Annotated in this window: 13 protein-coding genes; 6 read left to right on the top strand and 7 right to left on the bottom strand. The window is 51.3% G+C overall.

Annotated elements, in window-relative coordinates:
- Positions 1 to 116: 116 nt before the first annotated feature.
- From L0Y31_RS13375 to L0Y31_RS13365, 3 genes are read right to left on the bottom strand one after another with little or no spacing between them, the layout of a single operon-like run.
- On the bottom strand, positions 117 to 1,250 hold the full coding sequence (locus L0Y31_RS13375; RefSeq protein ID WP_234733575.1) for an efflux RND transporter periplasmic adaptor subunit: 1,134 nt from the start codon (positions 1,248 to 1,250) through the stop codon (positions 117 to 119).
- Positions 1,247 to 4,477 (bottom strand): efflux RND transporter permease subunit, encoded by a 3,231-nt coding sequence (locus L0Y31_RS13370; protein ID WP_234733574.1) that lies wholly within the window; start codon positions 4,475 to 4,477, stop codon positions 1,247 to 1,249. The genes L0Y31_RS13375 and L0Y31_RS13370 overlap by 4 nt, the downstream gene beginning before the upstream one ends.
- Positions 4,478 to 4,495: 18 nt before the next feature.
- On the bottom strand, positions 4,496 to 5,962 hold the full coding sequence (locus L0Y31_RS13365; protein WP_234733573.1) for a TolC family protein: 1,467 nt from the start codon (positions 5,960 to 5,962) through the stop codon (positions 4,496 to 4,498).
- Between the two features lie 198 nt (positions 5,963 to 6,160).
- Between L0Y31_RS13365 and L0Y31_RS13360 the strand changes: the two genes are divergently transcribed.
- Positions 6,161 to 6,838: a response regulator transcription factor gene (locus L0Y31_RS13360; RefSeq protein WP_234733572.1), complete on the top strand. Its 678-nt coding sequence runs from the start codon at positions 6,161 to 6,163 to the stop codon at positions 6,836 to 6,838.
- Complete coding sequence (locus L0Y31_RS13355; protein WP_234733571.1) at positions 6,835 to 8,115, top strand: sensor histidine kinase; 1,281 nt, start codon at positions 6,835 to 6,837, stop codon at positions 8,113 to 8,115. Before L0Y31_RS13360 ends, L0Y31_RS13355 begins: the two co-directional genes overlap by 4 nt.
- 9 nt (positions 8,116 to 8,124) lie before the next feature.
- Here L0Y31_RS13355 and L0Y31_RS13350 read toward each other — a convergent pair whose 3' ends face one another.
- Complete coding sequence (locus tag L0Y31_RS13350) at positions 8,125 to 8,691, bottom strand: pyridoxamine 5'-phosphate oxidase family protein (protein WP_234733570.1); 567 nt, start codon at positions 8,689 to 8,691, stop codon at positions 8,125 to 8,127.
- Between the two features lie 77 nt (positions 8,692 to 8,768).
- Here L0Y31_RS13350 and L0Y31_RS13345 point away from each other — a divergent pair, with 77 nt between their 5' ends.
- Entirely contained in the window at positions 8,769 to 10,130 is a 1,362-nt protein-coding gene (locus L0Y31_RS13345) for a PhoPQ-activated pathogenicity-related family protein (protein WP_234733569.1), read from the top strand.
- A gap of 76 nt (positions 10,131 to 10,206) precedes the next feature.
- Positions 10,207 to 11,286, top strand: a complete 1,080-nt coding sequence (dinB, locus tag L0Y31_RS13340; protein ID WP_234733568.1) for a DNA polymerase IV — start codon at positions 10,207 to 10,209, stop codon at positions 11,284 to 11,286.
- A 6-nt stretch (positions 11,287 to 11,292) separates the two neighbouring features.
- Here dinB and L0Y31_RS13335 read toward each other — a convergent pair whose 3' ends face one another.
- A complete protein-coding gene (locus L0Y31_RS13335; protein ID WP_234733567.1) occupies positions 11,293 to 12,705 on the bottom strand; it encodes a mandelate racemase/muconate lactonizing enzyme family protein in 1,413 nt (470 codons plus the stop codon).
- Between the two features lie 127 nt (positions 12,706 to 12,832).
- Positions 12,833 to 13,516 (bottom strand): uracil-DNA glycosylase family protein, encoded by a 684-nt coding sequence (locus L0Y31_RS13330; protein ID WP_234733566.1) that lies wholly within the window; start codon positions 13,514 to 13,516, stop codon positions 12,833 to 12,835.
- A 97-nt stretch (positions 13,517 to 13,613) separates the two neighbouring features.
- On the opposite strand from L0Y31_RS13330, the gene L0Y31_RS13325 reads away from it, so the two are divergent.
- On the top strand, positions 13,614 to 14,006 hold the full coding sequence (locus L0Y31_RS13325) for a RidA family protein (RefSeq protein ID WP_234733565.1): 393 nt from the start codon (positions 13,614 to 13,616) through the stop codon (positions 14,004 to 14,006).
- 199 nt (positions 14,007 to 14,205) lie between these two features.
- Complete coding sequence (locus L0Y31_RS13320) at positions 14,206 to 15,216, top strand: AraC family transcriptional regulator (RefSeq protein ID WP_234733564.1); 1,011 nt, start codon at positions 14,206 to 14,208, stop codon at positions 15,214 to 15,216.
- A gap of 21 nt (positions 15,217 to 15,237) precedes the next feature.
- Here L0Y31_RS13320 and L0Y31_RS13315 read toward each other — a convergent pair whose 3' ends face one another.
- Positions 15,238 to 17,580: a PAS domain-containing hybrid sensor histidine kinase/response regulator gene (locus L0Y31_RS13315; RefSeq protein ID WP_234733563.1), complete on the bottom strand. Its 2,343-nt coding sequence runs from the start codon at positions 17,578 to 17,580 to the stop codon at positions 15,238 to 15,240.
- Positions 17,581 to 17,690: the final 110 nt, after the last annotated feature.

The following is a 17,690-nucleotide window of genomic DNA, read 5'->3' as shown; positions in this document are numbered from 1 at the left end:
AGTGGGCAGCCTCCGTCACTGGAAGCGCGTCCCAAAAGAGGATGTTCAAACTTTCTATAACAAACAACTTCCCCCGTTTGGCCAGTAAGACCAAGCGGGGGAAGTTGTTTGATGACTTACTGCACCTTAATCGCTTGCCCGTCGCGCAGCTCTTCGGAGGCAACCCGCACGATGGACTCACCCACCTGGAGGCTGCCAAACACTTCGACTAGACTATCAACCACCACGCCTTTTTCCACGGGCACCCAGATCGCTTTGTTGTCTTTCACCCGAATCACAAACACTTTCTCGCTCGAACTCACCACCGAACTAGTCGGCACAAATAGGGTCCGAACGGGTCGCTCGAGCGGTAATCGTACCTCGGCGTACATCCCCGCTTTCAGTTCGTGACTGGCGTTATTGACATCAAATTCAGCGATCATGGCCCGGTTTTCCTCCACCAGACTCCGGGCATCTCGAGCTAGTCGAGCCGAAAATTGTTTTTCTGGAATGGCGCTCACGGCAAACGAAACGCCGCTTTTTTCAACTAGTTGGTTCGTAAACGTTTCGGGAATGGCAACCGTCAAACGCAGCGTGCGGCTATCTTCCAACACAAACAACGGCTTTCCGGCATCGCCCGCACCCACCAGCGCACCGGGGCTAATGTTCCGCTCGATGATCATTCCGTCGAACGGGGCGGTGATGGTCAGGTAGTGCGCCAACTCCGATTTGGCCTGCAAGTTCGACCGGCCCGCCTGCACATTTCCCTGCGCCACCGAAACCATCGCACTGTCAGCCTGCATCCGGGCCTGGGACTGATCAATCTCGTTAGCCGATACGGCCCCTTCGGTTTTGCTGGTTTGCAGCAGACGCTGGTACGTCAACCGGCTGGCCCGGTAGCGCGACGTTTGCTCGACCAGGGCGGCTTCCTGCGCCAGTACCTGCGCCTTCGCCTGACTCAACTCAGACAGAATTTCGGGCGCATCCAGTTGGGCCAGCACCTGCCCTTTGCGCACCCAAGTACCCCGATCTACCTGAACGCCCCGCACAAAACCTTTGATTTTGGCGTGGATGCTGACGCGGTTCCACGGCTTCAATTCCCCCGGCAAAACCGCTTGCCGGCGGGGTTGTAGCTGCTGGACAGCGGCCACCTCAACCGCCGGAACCGTCACTTTTTTACTGGCTTCTTTCGTCTCACTGACGGCTGATGTACACGATACCATTCCGGCAACAACCGGAACAAACCCGAGGATTCCACGGAACAGTTTCATAAGGATGGTGATAATTGAGATTTGTTAAAGAATTTACTTTCAGGATCTTGCGGATCAAGCGAGACCGATTGAACAGAGGCTTTTTTCTGAAGTTGCGTAAACACACACGGCAGAATCAGCAGGGCGGCACCGGTCGAAGCGATCAATCCGCCAATTACGGCCTGTCCCAGCGGCGCAATCTGGTCGCCACCCTCGCCCATGCCCGACGCCATCGGCAGCATCCCGGCAATCATAGCAATACTGGTCATCAGAATAGGGCGAATCCGGCTATTAGCCGCCATCAGCACCGCCTTGCGGGCATCACTAACCGAAAGCCGCAGATTCTCCGCGTTTGTGACCATCAGAATGGCGTTGGCGACCGATACCCCCACGGACATAATCAGCCCCATGTACGATTGTAGATTGAGCGTTGCTCCGCAGGCCAGCAGCATCAGCAGCGAGCCCGCCACCACCGCCGGAACGGCCGACAGAATAACCAACGACAGCTTAAACGACTGATAGTTAGCGCTCAGCAACAAGAAAATAATCACAATGGCTACTAGCAAACCCGTCTGCAACGAATTGAGCGTATCAGCCAGCAATTTGGTTTGTCCGCGCATTTCGACAATGACGCCGCGCGGTGGATCGCCCGCCTCGCGAATGGCCGTCTGTACGGCCTTCTGGGCGGCTCCCAGATCGGTTTTGTTCAGGTTAGCCGTGATGGTGACGAGGCGGTTTGGTCCGGCGCGGTCGTACTGCCCCGGCGTCGTTTCTTCCGAGAATTTGGCCACATCGGACAGGACGGGATGCATGGCTCCCGAACGTAGCGGAATATTGGCAATGTCATCCGGATTGGCCATTTTATATTCCGGTATCTGCACCTGCACCTGATACGCCAGCCCTTTGCTGTCATCCAGCCAAAGGTTTTTGTCGGTAAAGCGGCTCGATGAAGTGGCCGCCACCATCGACCGCGCTACCTGCGTAGACGTAATACCCAACTGACCGGCCCGCTCGCGGTCCAGCGTCACTTTCAGCACCGGATACGCCAACGGCTGGGCAATCTGCACATCCCGAAGCGTCGGAATCTGCCGCATCCGGCTTTCGATCTGCCGGGCAAACCGCCCCGCTTCCTTGAGATCTTTCGCAGCCACTGTTACCTCAATCGGCGTGGCGGAACCCTGGCTCATGATTTTATCAACCAGTTCAATCGGTTCAAACGAAACCCGCGCATTGGGCAGTTTAGCGGCAATTTGTTCCCGCATCTTTTCTTTCAATGCGTCCATTTTTACGGGATGATCTTCGCGCAGCGAAACCTGCAAAACCGCCTCGTGGGGACCGCTGTTGAAGACAAAAATGTTCGACGTTCCGTAGCTGGATGGCACCGTTCCAACGTAGGCCGACGAAATTTCAACACTTTCCTCCCCTACCTCCGATTTGATAATATCCAGCACTTTCAGCGTGGCGGTTTCGGTACGTTCTACACGCGTTCCGTCGGGCACCCGCAGCCGCATCTGAAACTGGTGGCTGTTGGCATGGGGCAAAATATCCGTACCAATTAGACTGAAACACAAGGCAATAACTGCTACGCTTCCCAGCAGATAAGCCCCAACTACCCACGACCGACGGCCCATAATTTTCTCCAACATGGCCGAGTACCGTTGCTTGAATTTCTCAAAGCCTTTGGCCTCCGCAGCCGGATGCGTCTGTTCTTCGATAAGCGTGGCCCGCTCCCGGTCGTCCAGAGCCAGCGTGGCTGGTTCGTGATGCGGATGGCTTTTCAATAACCAGTTCGACAAAACCGGAACTAGCGTTTGTGACAGAATGAAGGACGCAATCATGGCGAAACCAACGGCCAGCGAAAGCGGTAAAAACATGGATCGCGGCACGCCCTGCATGACGAAAGCGGGCGCAAATACGGCCAGAATCGCCAGCAAAATCAGAAATTCCGGGAAGATAATTTCCTTACAGGCATCCCAGATTGCATCGGCTTTGGGTTTGCCCATTTCCAGATGCTGGTGAATATTTTCAATCGTCACCGTGGCCTGATCGACCAGAATCCCCACGGCCAGCGCCAACCCCGACAAACTCATGATGTTGATGGTTTGCCCGAACAGATTCATGAGCATAATGGCGCTCAGGATCGAAATCGGAATGGTCAGTACCACAATGATTACGCTACGCCAGTCGCGCAGGAACAGCAGCACCATCAGCCCCGTCAAAACAGCGCCCAGAACACCTTCCGTCACCAGACTTTTCAAGGCGTTAGTCACATAAACCGACTGGTCAAATTCGTAGGAAATCTTGACGTCTTCGGGCACCGCGTTTTGCAGTTCCGGCATGGCTTTACGGATGTTGTTGACCACATCCAGCGTGGAAGCATCGGATTTTTTAACAACCGGGATATAAACCGCCCGCCGCCCGTTGACCAGCGCGTAACTTACCGTAATATCGGCGCCGTCTTCCACCGTGCCAATGTCGCGCACAAACACGGTTGGTCCGCTTCCTACCCGAATCGGAATATTCAGAAAGTCTTCGGGCTGACCCACCAGCGAGTTCACCGGCGTCATCAACGCCCGGTCCCCAATTCGAATGTTTCCGGCGGGTGATGGCTGGTTATTGCTAACAATCGCTTTGATTACTTCTTCGGGCGTCAGGCGGTAGCTGCGTACCAGCTGCGGATCGACTTTAATGACCACTGTGCGCTGGTTCCCCCCGAATGGCGGCGGACTGGAAACACCCTCAATGCGAGAGAACATGGGCCGCACCCGCGAAGACGCATAATCCTGAATTTCATTCAACGACCGCGATTCACTTTCGAACACCAGTTGACCCACCGGAACCGAGCTGGCGTCAAAACGCACGACCTGCGGCGGCACAGTTCCTTCGGGCATGTAGGCTTTGGCCCGCGAAACGTTGTTGGCCACCTCGGCAGCCGCCTGCGCCATGTCCGTTCCCGGATAAAATTGCAGCTTAATGAGCGACAGTCCCTGAATGGTTTTTACCTCCACATCCCGAATCCCGGACACATACAGAAAGTGATCCTGGTAGCGCGTGGCGATAAATCCATCCATCTGATCGGGGGCCATCCCTCCATAGGGCTGCACCACATAAATGGTCGGCAAATCCAGATTCGGGAAAATATCCACCGGAATCGTTCGCAGGGATAAAATCGAGAAAAAGAGCAACCCGACCACGGCTACAATGACCGAAATGGGCTTTCGGAGCGCCGAACGAATGATATTATACATAGGCGGTTAATATTTTGATTACTTCACTTGATTCAGGAAAAGAGACAAATCCCCCTCGGCGGCGGCTTTCAGCAGTAGCGAACGCCAGGCGTTGCCATTGGACACGTACCAGTCTACTTCCGCCCGATTGAGCGTGACGAGTGTTTGCAGCAACGTTGGCAAGTCCGTCAGGCCATTCTGGTAACGGGCATTTCCCTGGTTATATGCCCGCCGGGCCGCTTCCAGCTGCACCGGAGCCAGACGCGCCTGCTCGACAGCCACTTGGAAGCCCGTATCTGCCTCCCGGCTCTGGCGGGTCAGGCGCAGATTCTGCTCGTTGGCCAATTGCCGAAAACGTTCCAGTTGAAATGCTTCCCCCTTGGAATCGCTGCGGGTTCGGATATAGTGGGTCAAATTCCAGCGGGCAGCCACGCCGAACAGGTAGTTATACACCTGGTACGAAACGCCACTGGCCAGATCGGTTCGGTATACATCGCCGGAATTGGCCACCCCGGAACCCCGCGCCCAGCCCGCCCCGACCAGCGAAATCGACGGTAAACCCGCCCGCTGCGCCGCCACACTCCGGGCCGCCGCCAGGTCGATTTGGGTTTGATAGAATCGGAGAACCGGATTTTTGGGAGAAACCCAATCAACAGTCGGTGAAATGTGGGGTAACGTGGCGTAGAAACGCATGCTATCCACCCGAATGCTGTCGATCACGCGCCCCGTCAACTCCGACAAACGCAGCCGTTGCACCTGTTCGCGCTGCTGGCTTTCGAGCAGCAGCAGACGAGCGCGGGCAGCTTCTGCCGTAGCCAGCGCACTGTCTACCCCGGGGCGCATGCCTGAGCTAACGCCCGCGTCCACAACACGCTTGAAGGTCTGGGCTCGCTCAAGATTACTGCGCTGAACGGCCACCAATTTCTGATTGATGAGTAAAGTCAGATAGGCGTCTACCGTGCGTACCTGGTGTTGGAATAGCTCATTTTCGTAATCAGCTTCGGTCCGCCGCACATCGGCTTGTGCCACCTGCACATTGGCTTTTACGCGACCAAAATTGATCGCTTTCCAGTCGAAAACCGCCGATGTAAAGCTCCCAAAAACACCCTGGTAAATATTATCAGGCCGAATACCTCCCGAGGTTGAAATGGATGTGCCTTCGTTCGGGAAGAAGGAGCCCGACAGACTGTTGTTGGTCGAGAAGGTATACTGATCCTGTACGATGATCGTTGGCAGGTATTCGGTTTTTCCCGCCTGTAACCGGTGACGAGCGCTGGTTATCTCAGCTTGTTTTGCTTTTAGGAACGGATAGTTCTGCGTACTTTGCTCTAGAACTTGCGCTAGCGATAGTTGCTGCGCGCTGGCCGGGAAAGCTAAAAATCCGCAGAGTAGCCCACCTAAGCAGCCTATTTTTTTTCCATACCAAATCCTGTTCGAAAGCAAACGAGTCGGAATAAATGGCCGTTCGGACCGTTTGCCGATTGAGGATAACAAACCTGACATCATAGGTAATGCAGTTAAATTATCCCACAAAACACGGACCCAAATCTGGAAACATTTTGGAAATTGGGGCTAATTCAGAAGATTAGCTTTCTTTTTACGCAAAAACGCTCTCCTAAATGTTTCCAGATTTGCGTTTTACCTTCACGGCTGGTTGTGGTTTTATGAAGGCGTCTGGTTGCGCCACGAAAAAGGGATTTGTTTATGAAAATGCTGGTTGTTGAAGATGAACGGGGGCTGGCGGAAAGCATCGCCGAATACCTGACGCGGGAGGGCTTTGTCTGCGAAATGGCAACCACGTATCAGGAAGCAGACGAAAAAATTTTTCTGTACACGTATGATTGTCTCATCGTTGATCTTACGCTGCCCGACGGCGAGGGTTTCGACTTGATTCCGACGCTTAAACGCATGTCGGCTACGACCGGAATTATTATTATTTCGGCGCGTAATTCGCTTGACGATAAGATTAAAGGGCTGGAAATTGGCTCCGACGATTACCTGACCAAACCGTTTCACCTTTCGGAGCTAAACGCGCGGGTTAAGTCGCTGATTCGGCGGCGTAATTTTGGCGGCCATAACGAAATTAAGTATCATGAAATCAAGGTGTTGCCCAATTCCCGCCGCGTTTTCATCAGCGATCAGGAAACGGTTCTTTCCCGAAAAGAATACGATTTGTTGTTGTATTTTCTGTCGAATATTGACGTGGCCCTGACGAAAGCGTCCATTGCCGAACACCTCTGGGGCGACCACATCGACTCAGCGGATTCCCTTGACATGGTATACTCGCACATCAAGAATTTACGCCGGAAAATCGTCGAGAAAGGCGCTCCGGATTATGTTCGGTCTATTTACGGTATTGGTTATAAATTCGGTCAAGCTTGAAACTCCTCACCAGAACCAATCAGATTTACCTCTCGTTTTCGCTGGTCATCTACGTTTTGACGGCCCTGGCCTTTTACTGGATTGTCAAAATGGTCATTTACGATGAAGTCGAAAGTCGGCTGCGGGTTGAAAAGCGCGATTTTCTGGCGCATATCCAGACGCACAATTCGTGGTCGAGCAACGATTATTTTGTGGAGAATAAAATTGAGGTTGCGCCCGTCAGCTACCGTGTGCCGATCACAGAGGAATTTACCGATACCTTGATTCAGGATCATTACGACAAAGAATTTACACCCTTTCGCCAGCTTACCTTTTACACGAAAATCAAAGGAATTGACCACCGGGTGGCCATTCGAAAGTCACTGATTCAGTCTTATCGGTTAATAGAAGTAATCACGATTGCGATGGTTACTTTTCTGGGTCTTTTGCTCGTAGGCATGTTCTGGTTTCAGGGTAAATTGTCCGGCAGGCTCTGGCAACCGTTTTATGAAACCCTGGCCAAAGTGAAACGCTTCGACCTCAGCCGGGGCGAATCCATCGATCTGGAAAAAGAGCCCATTGATGAGTTCAATGAGCTTAATGACGTGCTGCGCAAAATGGCCGAGAAAATTCAGCAGGACTACCGGAGTCTGAAAGAGTTTACAGAAAACGCTTCCCACGAGATGCAAACGCCACTTGCTTTGATCAATGCACGGGTAGAACAACTGATTCAGGCCGAAACCCTTACCGAAAAACAATCCCAACGCATTGACGAAATTTACCAGGCGTCGCGCCGGATCTCCCGGCTTAATCAGGGTCTTCTGTTATTGGCCAAAATTGAAAACCGGCAATTTGCCAATGTGGAACAAATCGACCTCTATGCGTTGCTAGCGGAAAAACTGACGGCGATGGATGATGTATTGCAGCACAAACAGCTTCGTACCCAGCTCAACTGTTCGGCAGCCTTTTCCAGCCATTTGTCCCCCGTTCTGGCGGATATTCTGATCACAAATCTGGTCAACAACGCCATCAAACACAACCAACCGGACGGACGCATTGAAGTTTATTCAACCCTCCATTCTTTGGAAATCAGTAACACCGGACCCGCCCTGCAAACGGCACCCGACCGCCTTTTTGAACGTTTCAAAAAAGAAGCCACGCATACGGATTCGGTTGGTTTGGGTCTGGCGATTGTAAAACAGATTTGCGACAGCTACCAGCTGACAGTCAGCTATACTTTTGACGCGGGTATGCACCACGTTTGCCTAAAACATCGACCTGAAGAAAGAGCCGTATAGCGTTTGCCCTTAGTTCAGACTTTCCTGCCGCAGACCTAAATCAGTCGGCAGGCCATCCAGACTAACCATGTTTTTCTCTCTAACGTAATTCTGCAACCCTTTTTCGCCCTGCTTCTCGGCCCAATTAAAGTGAATGTCGCGTTCGCCCACGTACTCAAACAGAGGCACCCCAAAGCCGCAGGACGTCTGTACCAGACTAATGTCGGCCACGATTAGCTGGCGGGTACTCGGATAGATGGTGAAATTCGGGGCGTATAGCTCCCACTCTGCTGTGTTGGGCAAAACCGTGTGTCCTTTTCCATACAAACGGAGAATATTCGGCGCGCCCTCAAACGAGCAGAACATAAACGTAATCCGGCCATTCTCAAGCGTGTGCGCCGACGTTTCGTTGCCGCTGCTGATCAAATCCATGTAAGCGACCTTGCTCTCCGACAATACCCGGAAACAGTCCAGCCCTTTCGGGGATAGATTAACATGGCCTTCCGGGTCCAGGGGCGCTGAACTAACAAAAAAAACGTGCTGTTTACGAATAAATTCCTGGTGCGCTGGCTTGATTGAATCGTGAAATTTGCCCATTTCTGTTTATTTTAATTCCTTGTATCGAAGATAGACGTTCTTTTGTTATTCTGCATTCTGCCTATCGCCTAAATCCTATGCGCCAACGTTGGCTTTTTTTACTGCCCGTCTTGCTTACCCTGCTTTGTTTCAGCTTTGAGAATGAAGGCCCCGCCCCTATTACGCCTGCAACGGCCCTGCAAAGTTACCTGAACAACGGCGACCAATCGGCCCGCTGGGAACGCCGGGATTCCTTTGATCTCGGCGAAGTCAAAGGCTATAATCTGTTGCTAACGTCGCAGAAATGGCGGGAACATACATGGCGGCACCAACTCACAATTCTGGTGCCGAAAGAGGTGCAGCACGATGGCGCGTTGCTGTTCATTACGGGCGGTTCCAACAAGGAAAGTCAGCCGAACTGGCGCGGAATGAATGACGGACTGGTGCGCTCAACGGGGTTTCTGGCGACCAAAAACAAGGCCATTGTCGCCATTCTGCGCCAGGCACCCAACCAGCCGCTCTACAATGGTTTGACGGAAGATGCGCTGATTTCTTTTACGCTCCATAATTTCAAAAAAGACGGCGATTATAGCTGGCCGCTGCTGTTCCCAATGGTGAAAAGTGCCGTTCGGGCGATGGATGCCACGCAGGAATTTTCCCGGCAGGCGCTGAAAAAATCAGTCAACCGTTTTGTGGTTTCCGGTGCTTCGAAACGTGGCTGGACTACCTGGCTGACAGGCGCTAATGACAAGCGCGTGGTGGCCATTGCGCCAATGGTTATCGATATTTTGAACATGCCGGTTAATCTGGATTATCAGATGAAAATCTGGAATAAGTACAGCCCGGAAATTGATGATTATGTTAAACTAGGTATTCCGCAGACGGCCCGCACCAAGGAAGGCTCCGCCATCACCGACATGGTTGATCCGTATTCGTACCGGAAAAATCTTACGATGCCGAAGATGATTTTCATGGGCACAAATGACCCGTACTGGACGGTTGATGCCATTAAGCATTACTACGACGATATTCCCGGCCAGAATCTGATTCACTATGTTCCCAACGTTGGTCACGATCTGGGCGATGGTCGTCAGGCGTTCGAAGCGCTAAGTGCTTTTTGGGGCCTTACACTGGCTAAAAAGCCGTATCCCGTTTGTGAATGGAATGCATCTGGTACCAAAACCGGCGTCAAACTAAGCCTAAAAACCACGCCGGACGCGCTGGTTGGAGCCACGGTCTGGTCGGCCGATTCGAAGGATATGATTTTTCAGGACGAAACCTGGACGAGCAAAACGCTGGATATTCAGAAAAAAGATAAGCTTGACTTAACGCAGTCTTACCCAGAATCCGGTTACCGGGCTTTTTACGTAGACCTGAAATACAAAGACCCTAACGGAGGCACTTACACGGAAAGCACGCGCATGTTTATGACGGATAACGACGAGGTATTTCTGAAATAAAGACGCGATTTTCACTAGTTGGTGGTCGGGTCAAAATCGACCTGAATCTGTATCTTTGCGCGGTAGTTTTAGTGCCATGGAGCAGCCCGAAATCCGGAAAATTATACACCTCGATATGGATGCTTTTTATGCCTCCGTCGAGCAGCGCGATAATCCCGAACTGCGCCACAAACCCGTGGCCGTAGGTGGTTCGAGGCAGCGCGGCGTGGTAGCGGCGGCCAGCTACGAAGCGCGGCAGTTTGGGGTTCGTTCGGCGATGGCTTCGACGGTAGCGCTGCGGAAATGTCCAAACCTGATTTTTGTCAAACCCCGATTTGAGGTTTATAAAGCGGTTTCTCTACAGATTCGGGCCATTTTTGCCGAATACACGCACCTGATCGAACCGCTCTCACTCGATGAAGCCTACCTGGATGTCACTGAAAATCATAAACAGATTCGCTCAGCGACCCAAATTGCCGAAGAAATCCGGGCCGAGATTCTGGAACGAACCGGCTTAACGGCATCGGCGGGTATTTCGTACAACAAATTTCTGGCAAAACTGGCCTCCGACTACCGAAAACCAAACGGGCAATACGTCATCAAACCACAGCACGGACTGGCTTTCGTCGAAAATTTGAAAGTGGGTCAGTTTCACGGGATTGGCCAAGTCACTGCCGCCCGCCTCAATCAACTGGGCATTTTCACAGGCCTTGATTTACGGCAACAACCGGAGGAGGTTTTACGGCTTCATTTTGGCAAGGCGGGCAGTTATTATTACACCATCGCCCGGGCCATTGACCACCGCCCCGTCACGCCCGACCGCATTCGAAAGTCCATCGGTTCCGAAACTACCTTCGAGCAGGATTTGAGCACCCAGGAAGAACTGGCCGAGCAATTGGCACCTTTGCTAGCGTCCGTCTGGCGCAACTGCGAACGGCTTCAGGTGTTGGGTCGAACCGTTACGCTGAAGGTTAAATACAATGACTTCGAGCAAATTACGCGCAGCCGTAGTATGATGAGTTCGATTCCCGACCCGGCGCTTTTTGAACGGATTAGTCTGGAATTGCTTAACGGCATTTTTCCACTTTCCAAAAGCATTCGGCTGCTGGGCGTTTCCATGTCGAATCTGGAACGCTCCGACGAATGCGCCGGTCAGCAGCTCGCGTTGCCTTTTTAACGTCGCTTACTTCTGAAACAAAGCCTGATAGTGAGGCGAAGGCATCAGGATTCCCCCGCTTTCATCATAAAACGCCTGATTGGTCTCATAGACGCCTTTTTGCGTTTTAGTCCACACGGCCCCCGCTTTTGGGTGATACGCCATGAGTTTATCCCAGTTTTTGAAATACTGGTGGCCGTTCGTTTCCTGCAACCCAATGGACATACCCGGAAAAGGAGGCAGTCGGGCCGCTACGCTCTTGTTCCAATCGACCAGAATTGGATTGACGGTCAGGTCCGCGCAGAAACAGGGGATCTTTTTCTCGTAGGCCAGCTGAGTGATTTTCATGGTCATGCTCAGCGTTTTGGCGATGGCTTTCACGGCAATGGCGGTGTAGCCCTGCTCGATACGACGCGCCGCGTCCTCTACGGTGTGGGCACTTTCGTCGGCGGCAATGCGCACGCCCAAATCGCCCACATAGACTTCGTTTTCTTCCGCAAACGGTTCTTCAATCACGGCAATCTGATCGAAAGCACCTATTTTTCGGGCATGATCGAGGAAACGAAGCAGGGTTTCTTTTTTCTCGTAGCGTCCATTTGCATCGAAGTAGTACGGAATTTTTCCGCTTTTGGTGTACGGCGTTTCGTAGTGGCCAATGGCCTTGTGCACAGCCGACAGAAAGGCAATGTCTTTTTCGATCATTTCCTGCTGGCTCCCCGCCGAACCCGTTTTCAGCTTCATGATAAAGTACCCTTCGTCGGCGGCTTTTTTGATCGTATCAGCGGTCGTACCCACGCTAAACGATGGAATGCTGGCCACTTTACTGTGCCGATGGGACAATCCGGGCCGATAAGCGGCGGGAATTATGTCATCAAATCGGCTTATATTATTTTCCTGCGCATAGAGCAACCAGGCCGCGTTATCGACGCAAACCAGAGCGTTCAAGGCAAATGTTTTTCGTAAATTTGGGTTTCCCGTGATCTTTTTCCCGTAGTCAAGTACTTCCGGCAACAGCTTATCCAACAGCTCAACGGGGTTCGTGAAGGAGGTTCCTTTCAGCAGCTGCAGCGCCCGCTCACTCATGGCGTACATAAGCGCGTTTCCCGCCGCTTCGGAATGCTTTTCGAATACTTTCGAGTCCGACCACAATACGCCCTGCGTTCCCAAACCAACCTTGCCAACGCCCGACTCCGACTCCAGATAGGCGATTGCCTGCCAGCTTTCCGTTATGGCGCTCCCCTTGAAACGATACGGATTCAGCGGCTCCCGCTCAAAGTTGGAGTTTACATTTTTGATCCGAATGTTGGCCAAAGGCGCCTGAGCTTTAGCCTTCGAATTAGCATTTCGAAAACTAGTTAAGCCCAACGCCACCAGCGAACTGGCGCACCCTACAAACTCACGGCGGTTAAGCATTCTGTTGTCTTTTGTCGGTTCATTCATGATTACGCCTGGTTGATTTTAGCGCCTCCGCCAACGAGCTTCCGGGTGGAGGCCAGGCGTATTTTGGGCACTTGCTTCGGCCAAAGCAATAAGTCACTGAACGCGATAAAATACTCACCTGGACGAATCAAAGCTGGAGGCAGTCGGCCAGCGTTCGGATGTAATTTTCCAGATATGCGTCCGCCGAGCGGCTGCGATACTGAAGAATATAACGGGGATGGTCCAGGGTTACAATTCGGTCGAAGAACTGATGCTGGTCGTTGAGGCGCTGAAAATATTTCTCGTTCTTCCGCCCCAGGCAAACCGCTACCTGCCGCCGCGCCCCAAACTGAATTTGCGTCTGGACGGTTTCGGCGATGGCTGGCCAGAGCGCCTTGGTGGTTTCCCGATCATCGTAATAATTGTAATTTTTACCCTCCTTGACTAAAGCCAGCGGAAAAAGTGAGGTCAGGAAAAATTGGCTGTAAAACGCCTCGGCACCCCCAAACGCCTCAACAACCTGATAAATAAACCGGCTGGACAGTTCGGGCGTTGGCGTCAGGTCATTATCGATGTGGCAATGCGCCCGTAGCGCCTGGGGCGTGGTAAAGGAAATGCCGGTGACGCCCGCGCCGAAGCGGCCCGGATTGATACCCACCACAAAAACGCGCGGTTTGGCATCGTTGAAATACCGGGTATAAAACTCCCGAATAATAGGCTGCACGTCCGGCTGCTGGTAGGGATTAAGCACGGAAACACCGGTTGGCAAGCCCGCCGGCTCAGCTAGATTCAGGTAATAATCGATGGCCTGTTCGGCAAAGGAAGCACTCATTTTTTTATCGTTTTATTCGCCGTGTCGTTTTTATTCAATCCAGTCTGAATTAGCCCTTGTAGTTTTGCATCAGATCTTATCAAATACAACAAATACAATGCAAAAAAGACTTATCAATCCCTGGAAATGGCAGAATCAGTTGGGCTATTCACAGGCCATCGAAACGGCATACGTTACGCATACCCTCTATTGCTCCGGACAGGCAGCCATGAACGAACAAGGCCAACCTGTCGGAAGCACCATGAGTGAACAGCTTAGTTCCTGCTTCGATAATCTGGATACCATCCTGCAACAAGCGGGTTATGACATGGAAAATGTAATCCGACTGAATTTTTACACCACGTCGGTCGAGTCCTTTTTCCAGGATTACGAGAAGGTAATTACGCGGCTGACGGCAGCTAACTGCACGCCCACCAGCACACTAACGGAAGTGAAAGCCCTGGCTTTCCCCCAGCTTCTTATCGAAATGGAAGCCACGGCTGTTAAATAAAATCAGACCGTTTAACCAATAGATGAGTTTTTGTTCCTGAATTTTTCAGGATGTCGCTTTTTTTCAATCCAGCCCCAAAAAAGCGCGCTACTTTTGATTCTCTACGCTTCACGCCTTTACTGGAATGTGTGAAGCGTAGCAGCAATTACCCAAATTTACCACAGTTTCACCATTTTCGGGCGATAGCCTCATTAAACCCATGCTTGGCATTTCACTACCTGTCGCGCGGGAGATGATTCATTGCAATTGCTCCAGCAACGACGAAGTACGTTCGTTTTACGCAGCCCTCGATCTATCTCCCGACTTGACGGATCCGATGGCTTTTATCTCCCTCTCCACTTACGAAAAGCTTTGGCAATTAATTGTTGCGAAGGCAGGTACGGAAGCGGTGAGTTTGCAAATGGGGCAGCGGTCTAACCTGGGTATGCTGGGTATTCTCGGCCATATTGTGCAGGTGAGTCCTAGCTTGCTAGTTGTCTTGGAGCAGGTATCATCTTTCAGCAATCAGATTGCGACGGCCTATTCCTACGGACTGGAACCTGTTCAGAACTGCTATGCCTTTACGTTTGACGCCCACCCGGATTTTGCGTACTATAGGCCATATACGTCACAGAAAGGATTGGAGTACACGGCATCCTGCCTGCTGCACCAGTTTAGCGAATTACTCAAGAAGCGCTTGCAACCGATTCGCATCCACTTTTCTTTTCCGAGGCCTGATTATGCCGAAGCGTTTGAGCGAACATTCCAATGCCCGGTTTACTTTGAGTGTGAGCATAACCAGATTATTTTTCCGGCGAAAGAACTAAAAATGCCCCTTCCCGGCAACAACCCGGTTTTATTCCATTATTTCAAACAGATCATTGAGGATTTAAGGGCGGAACAGCTACAGCAACAGCCTTTTGCAGACACTATCCGCTCGCTGGTTACGCAAAAATTTCAAAACAAGCACTTTATTTCCATTGAAGAAGCCGCCCACCAACTGAATACGTCCCGGCGGAGTTTGCAGCGCCGGTTGGAAGCCGAAGCTACTTCATTTAAGGAAATCACCGATAAGGTAAGGCGGGATATTTCGTTTAAGCTTTTGCAAAAGCGGCAGCATTCCATCAAGGAAATTGCTTATTTGCTTGGGTATGAAGAGCCTGCGTCTTTCCGGCGGGCTTTTAAAAAATGGACGGGAAGCAACCCAAAGGCTTACGCAGCTGTTGCCTGATGGCAGCATCTGCGGGCCAGTTTAGGCTTTGTTCAACTCATCCAATTGCTGCTGAACAACACCCGTTATCTGTTCAACTTCCCGCTGAATTTCTTCCTGCAAGGCTTTTAGTTTGGTCGCCTCTGGATTTTCCAGCGCACTTTTCTCCATTGTAGCAAATTTCTTTTCCAGATCGGTTAGGCCCAGCATCCCAAAAGCAGGACGAAGTTTGTGCGCAATTTTCTTCAACGACTCCCAGTTCTGTGCATCAACGTACGATTTAATCAAAGGCACTTCCGGCACAATATCGGTCAGGAACGACTCCAGCATAAAGCCAATGTACTCTTTGTCACCATCAAACAAATCGGCGAAGTTATACGCTTTGCCGACAGCCGGAGCGGCTTGTGTGACTTCTTCCACCACGGGCTCTACCTTCACCTCCTCGCCTGCCTCGGTCGGAATCAGTCGGTTGAGCGACTCCCAAAGCTGGTTGGGCGAGAAAGGCTTGGTCAAAAATTCATTCATCCCAACGGCAAGCGCCGTTTTTTTATGGTCGTTTAGCGCCGAAGCAGTCAACGCAATAATGGGCGTATTCTGGTTGATGTTCTGCACGGTCCGAATTGCGATGGTTGCTTCGTATCCATCCATGATCGGCATTTGAATGTCCATCAAAATCGCATCATAGACCTGATTTTTTGCCAATTCAACGGCTTTCCGTCCGTCCGTTGCCAGCTCAAAATTGATCTCCCACTTCCGGAGAAGCTGCTCAACGTACTTCTGGTTCATGATGTTATCTTCTACAATCAGAACCCGGCGGTGTTTCAGATGCGTTCCGGGACCCGGCTGGACAACCTCCTGCCCTTCTGAAGCGGATGACTTTATTTTGGTAAACGGAAGCGTAAATGTAAAGGTAGTGCCCCGGCCCAGTCGGCTCGATACCGAAATCGAACCGCCCTGCACTTCAACCAGTTCTTTGGTAATGGCCAGCCCCAGCCCCGTTCCTTTGTGTTTGTGTCCTTCGTTCGTCTCAATCTGTTTGAATTTCTGAAAAATCACATCCACTTTATCGTCGGCAATGCCAATTCCGGTATCCGTCACCTGAAATTCCAGAATCAACTCTTTATCGGTTTCTTCCAGAACCAGTACACTCAGTCTGACGCTGCCTTTTTCCGTGAATTTTTCGGCGTTCCCCAGCAGGTTCAATAGAATCTGGTTCAGCATCAACTCATCGCCCAGCACTTCACCCGTAATCTGCGTGTCGATCATGACGTGGAGCGAGATAGGCCGCTCTCGAAGCCGGATCTGATACATTTTCTGAATCTTGCGCAGAAAGCCCACCAAATCAAAAGGCCGAGCAATGATTTCCAGGCGCCCTGCTTCGATTTTGGCCATATCCAGCAGGTCAGAAATCAGGCTGTGCAGGAAGTTCGCGGAGCTTTGAATAATCTCGAAGTATTCCAGTTGCTGCTTGGTTGGCTGGGTGTCATACAGCAGGTGCGACATGCCGATGATGGCATTCAGAGGGGTCCGGATTTCGTGGCTCATGTTGGCCAGAAATTGCTTCTCCGCCAGCTGTGCTTCTTCCGCAATCCGCTTAGCGTTAGCGAGTTCCAGTTCCAGCTTCCGCCGGGCCGAAATATCGTAGTGAATACCCAAAGAACCAATTACATTTCCCGCCGAATCCCGAATGGGCGTGCCGCTGATGATGACCCAAAGTTCAGCCCCATCTTTACAGCGAATCGGCATTTCGTAAGAGTCGGCTTCGCCAGACATCCGATTCATTTGCTTTTCTTCCAGCAACGCCATGTATTCAGGAACAACAATCAAGTCGGTCGCTTTTTTGCCAATCAGTTCTTCTTCAGTGTAGCCGACCATTTTGCAAAAACGCTCGTAGGCGCGGATAATGGTATGATTATTATCCACTTCCAGTAACCCTAATTCCATGTTGTTCATGATACTACGATATTTTTCCTCGCTTTGCTGGAGCAATTCCTGAGCGCGGTATTTTTCAGTTATGTCACGTGCTACGGCGGCAAACTCGAACCCACTCTCTCCTTTCGGAATACAGCGAACAGTCTGGCCAATCCAGATAATCTGCTGCGCATGTGTCACCACCGGAAATTCCAGATACGTACTTTCTTTTTTGCAGGTCAACATGTCTTCATAAAAAGAGAGTACGGTCTCCTGAAAATCGGGATGGATTAATTCCGTAAACCGTTTGCCAACAATATCTTGCTTTGCATATCCCAGTATCTTTTCTACGGCGGGGTTGACGTACAGGAAATAGCCATCCGGCGAAGTCGTATAAATTATATCATCAACCGATTCCAATAAGCGGCGATAACGTTGTTCATCAGGACTTGCCCAAACATCTTCCTTTTTCATCTGCAATGCATTAATGAGCTACCCTTTACAAAAATCAGACCAGACTGAATATAATTATAATATGATAAAATTAAATTATACCCTCACTAAATTTAGTATCCTAATGGATA

Origin of the sequence: Tellurirhabdus bombi (genome assembly GCF_021484805.1) — a bacterium.
GTDB classification, from domain to species: Bacteria; Bacteroidota; Bacteroidia; order Cytophagales; family Spirosomataceae; genus Tellurirhabdus; species Tellurirhabdus bombi.
The sequence above is the reverse complement of the archived record's forward strand: the minus strand, read 5'-3'. Positions and strand labels throughout refer to the sequence as shown.

Bases quoted from the DNA above. Each gene is read 5' to 3' on its own strand.
- L0Y31_RS13375 (WP_234733575.1), bottom strand. From the start codon at position 1,250: ATGAAACTGTTCCGTGGAATCCTCGGGTTTGTTCCGGTTGTTGCCGGA.
- L0Y31_RS13370 (WP_234733574.1), bottom strand. From the start codon at position 4,477: ATGTATAATATCATTCGTTCGGCGCTCCGAAAGCCCATTTCGGTCATT.
- L0Y31_RS13365 (WP_234733573.1), bottom strand. From the start codon at position 5,962: ATGATGTCAGGTTTGTTATCCTCAATCGGCAAACGGTCCGAACGGCCA.
- L0Y31_RS13360 (WP_234733572.1), top strand. From the start codon at position 6,161: ATGAAAATGCTGGTTGTTGAAGATGAACGGGGGCTGGCGGAAAGCATC.
- L0Y31_RS13350 (WP_234733570.1), bottom strand. From the start codon at position 8,691: ATGGGCAAATTTCACGATTCAATCAAGCCAGCGCACCAGGAATTTATT.
- L0Y31_RS13345 (WP_234733569.1), top strand. From the start codon at position 8,769: ATGCGCCAACGTTGGCTTTTTTTACTGCCCGTCTTGCTTACCCTGCTT.
- dinB (WP_234733568.1), top strand. From the start codon at position 10,207: ATGGAGCAGCCCGAAATCCGGAAAATTATACACCTCGATATGGATGCT.
- L0Y31_RS13335 (WP_234733567.1), bottom strand. From the start codon at position 12,705: ATGAATGAACCGACAAAAGACAACAGAATGCTTAACCGCCGTGAGTTT.
- L0Y31_RS13330 (WP_234733566.1), bottom strand. From the start codon at position 13,516: ATGAGTGCTTCCTTTGCCGAACAGGCCATCGATTATTACCTGAATCTA.
- L0Y31_RS13325 (WP_234733565.1), top strand. From the start codon at position 13,614: ATGCAAAAAAGACTTATCAATCCCTGGAAATGGCAGAATCAGTTGGGC.
- L0Y31_RS13320 (WP_234733564.1), top strand. From the start codon at position 14,206: ATGCTTGGCATTTCACTACCTGTCGCGCGGGAGATGATTCATTGCAAT.
- L0Y31_RS13315 (WP_234733563.1), bottom strand. From the start codon at position 17,580: ATGAAAAAGGAAGATGTTTGGGCAAGTCCTGATGAACAACGTTATCGC.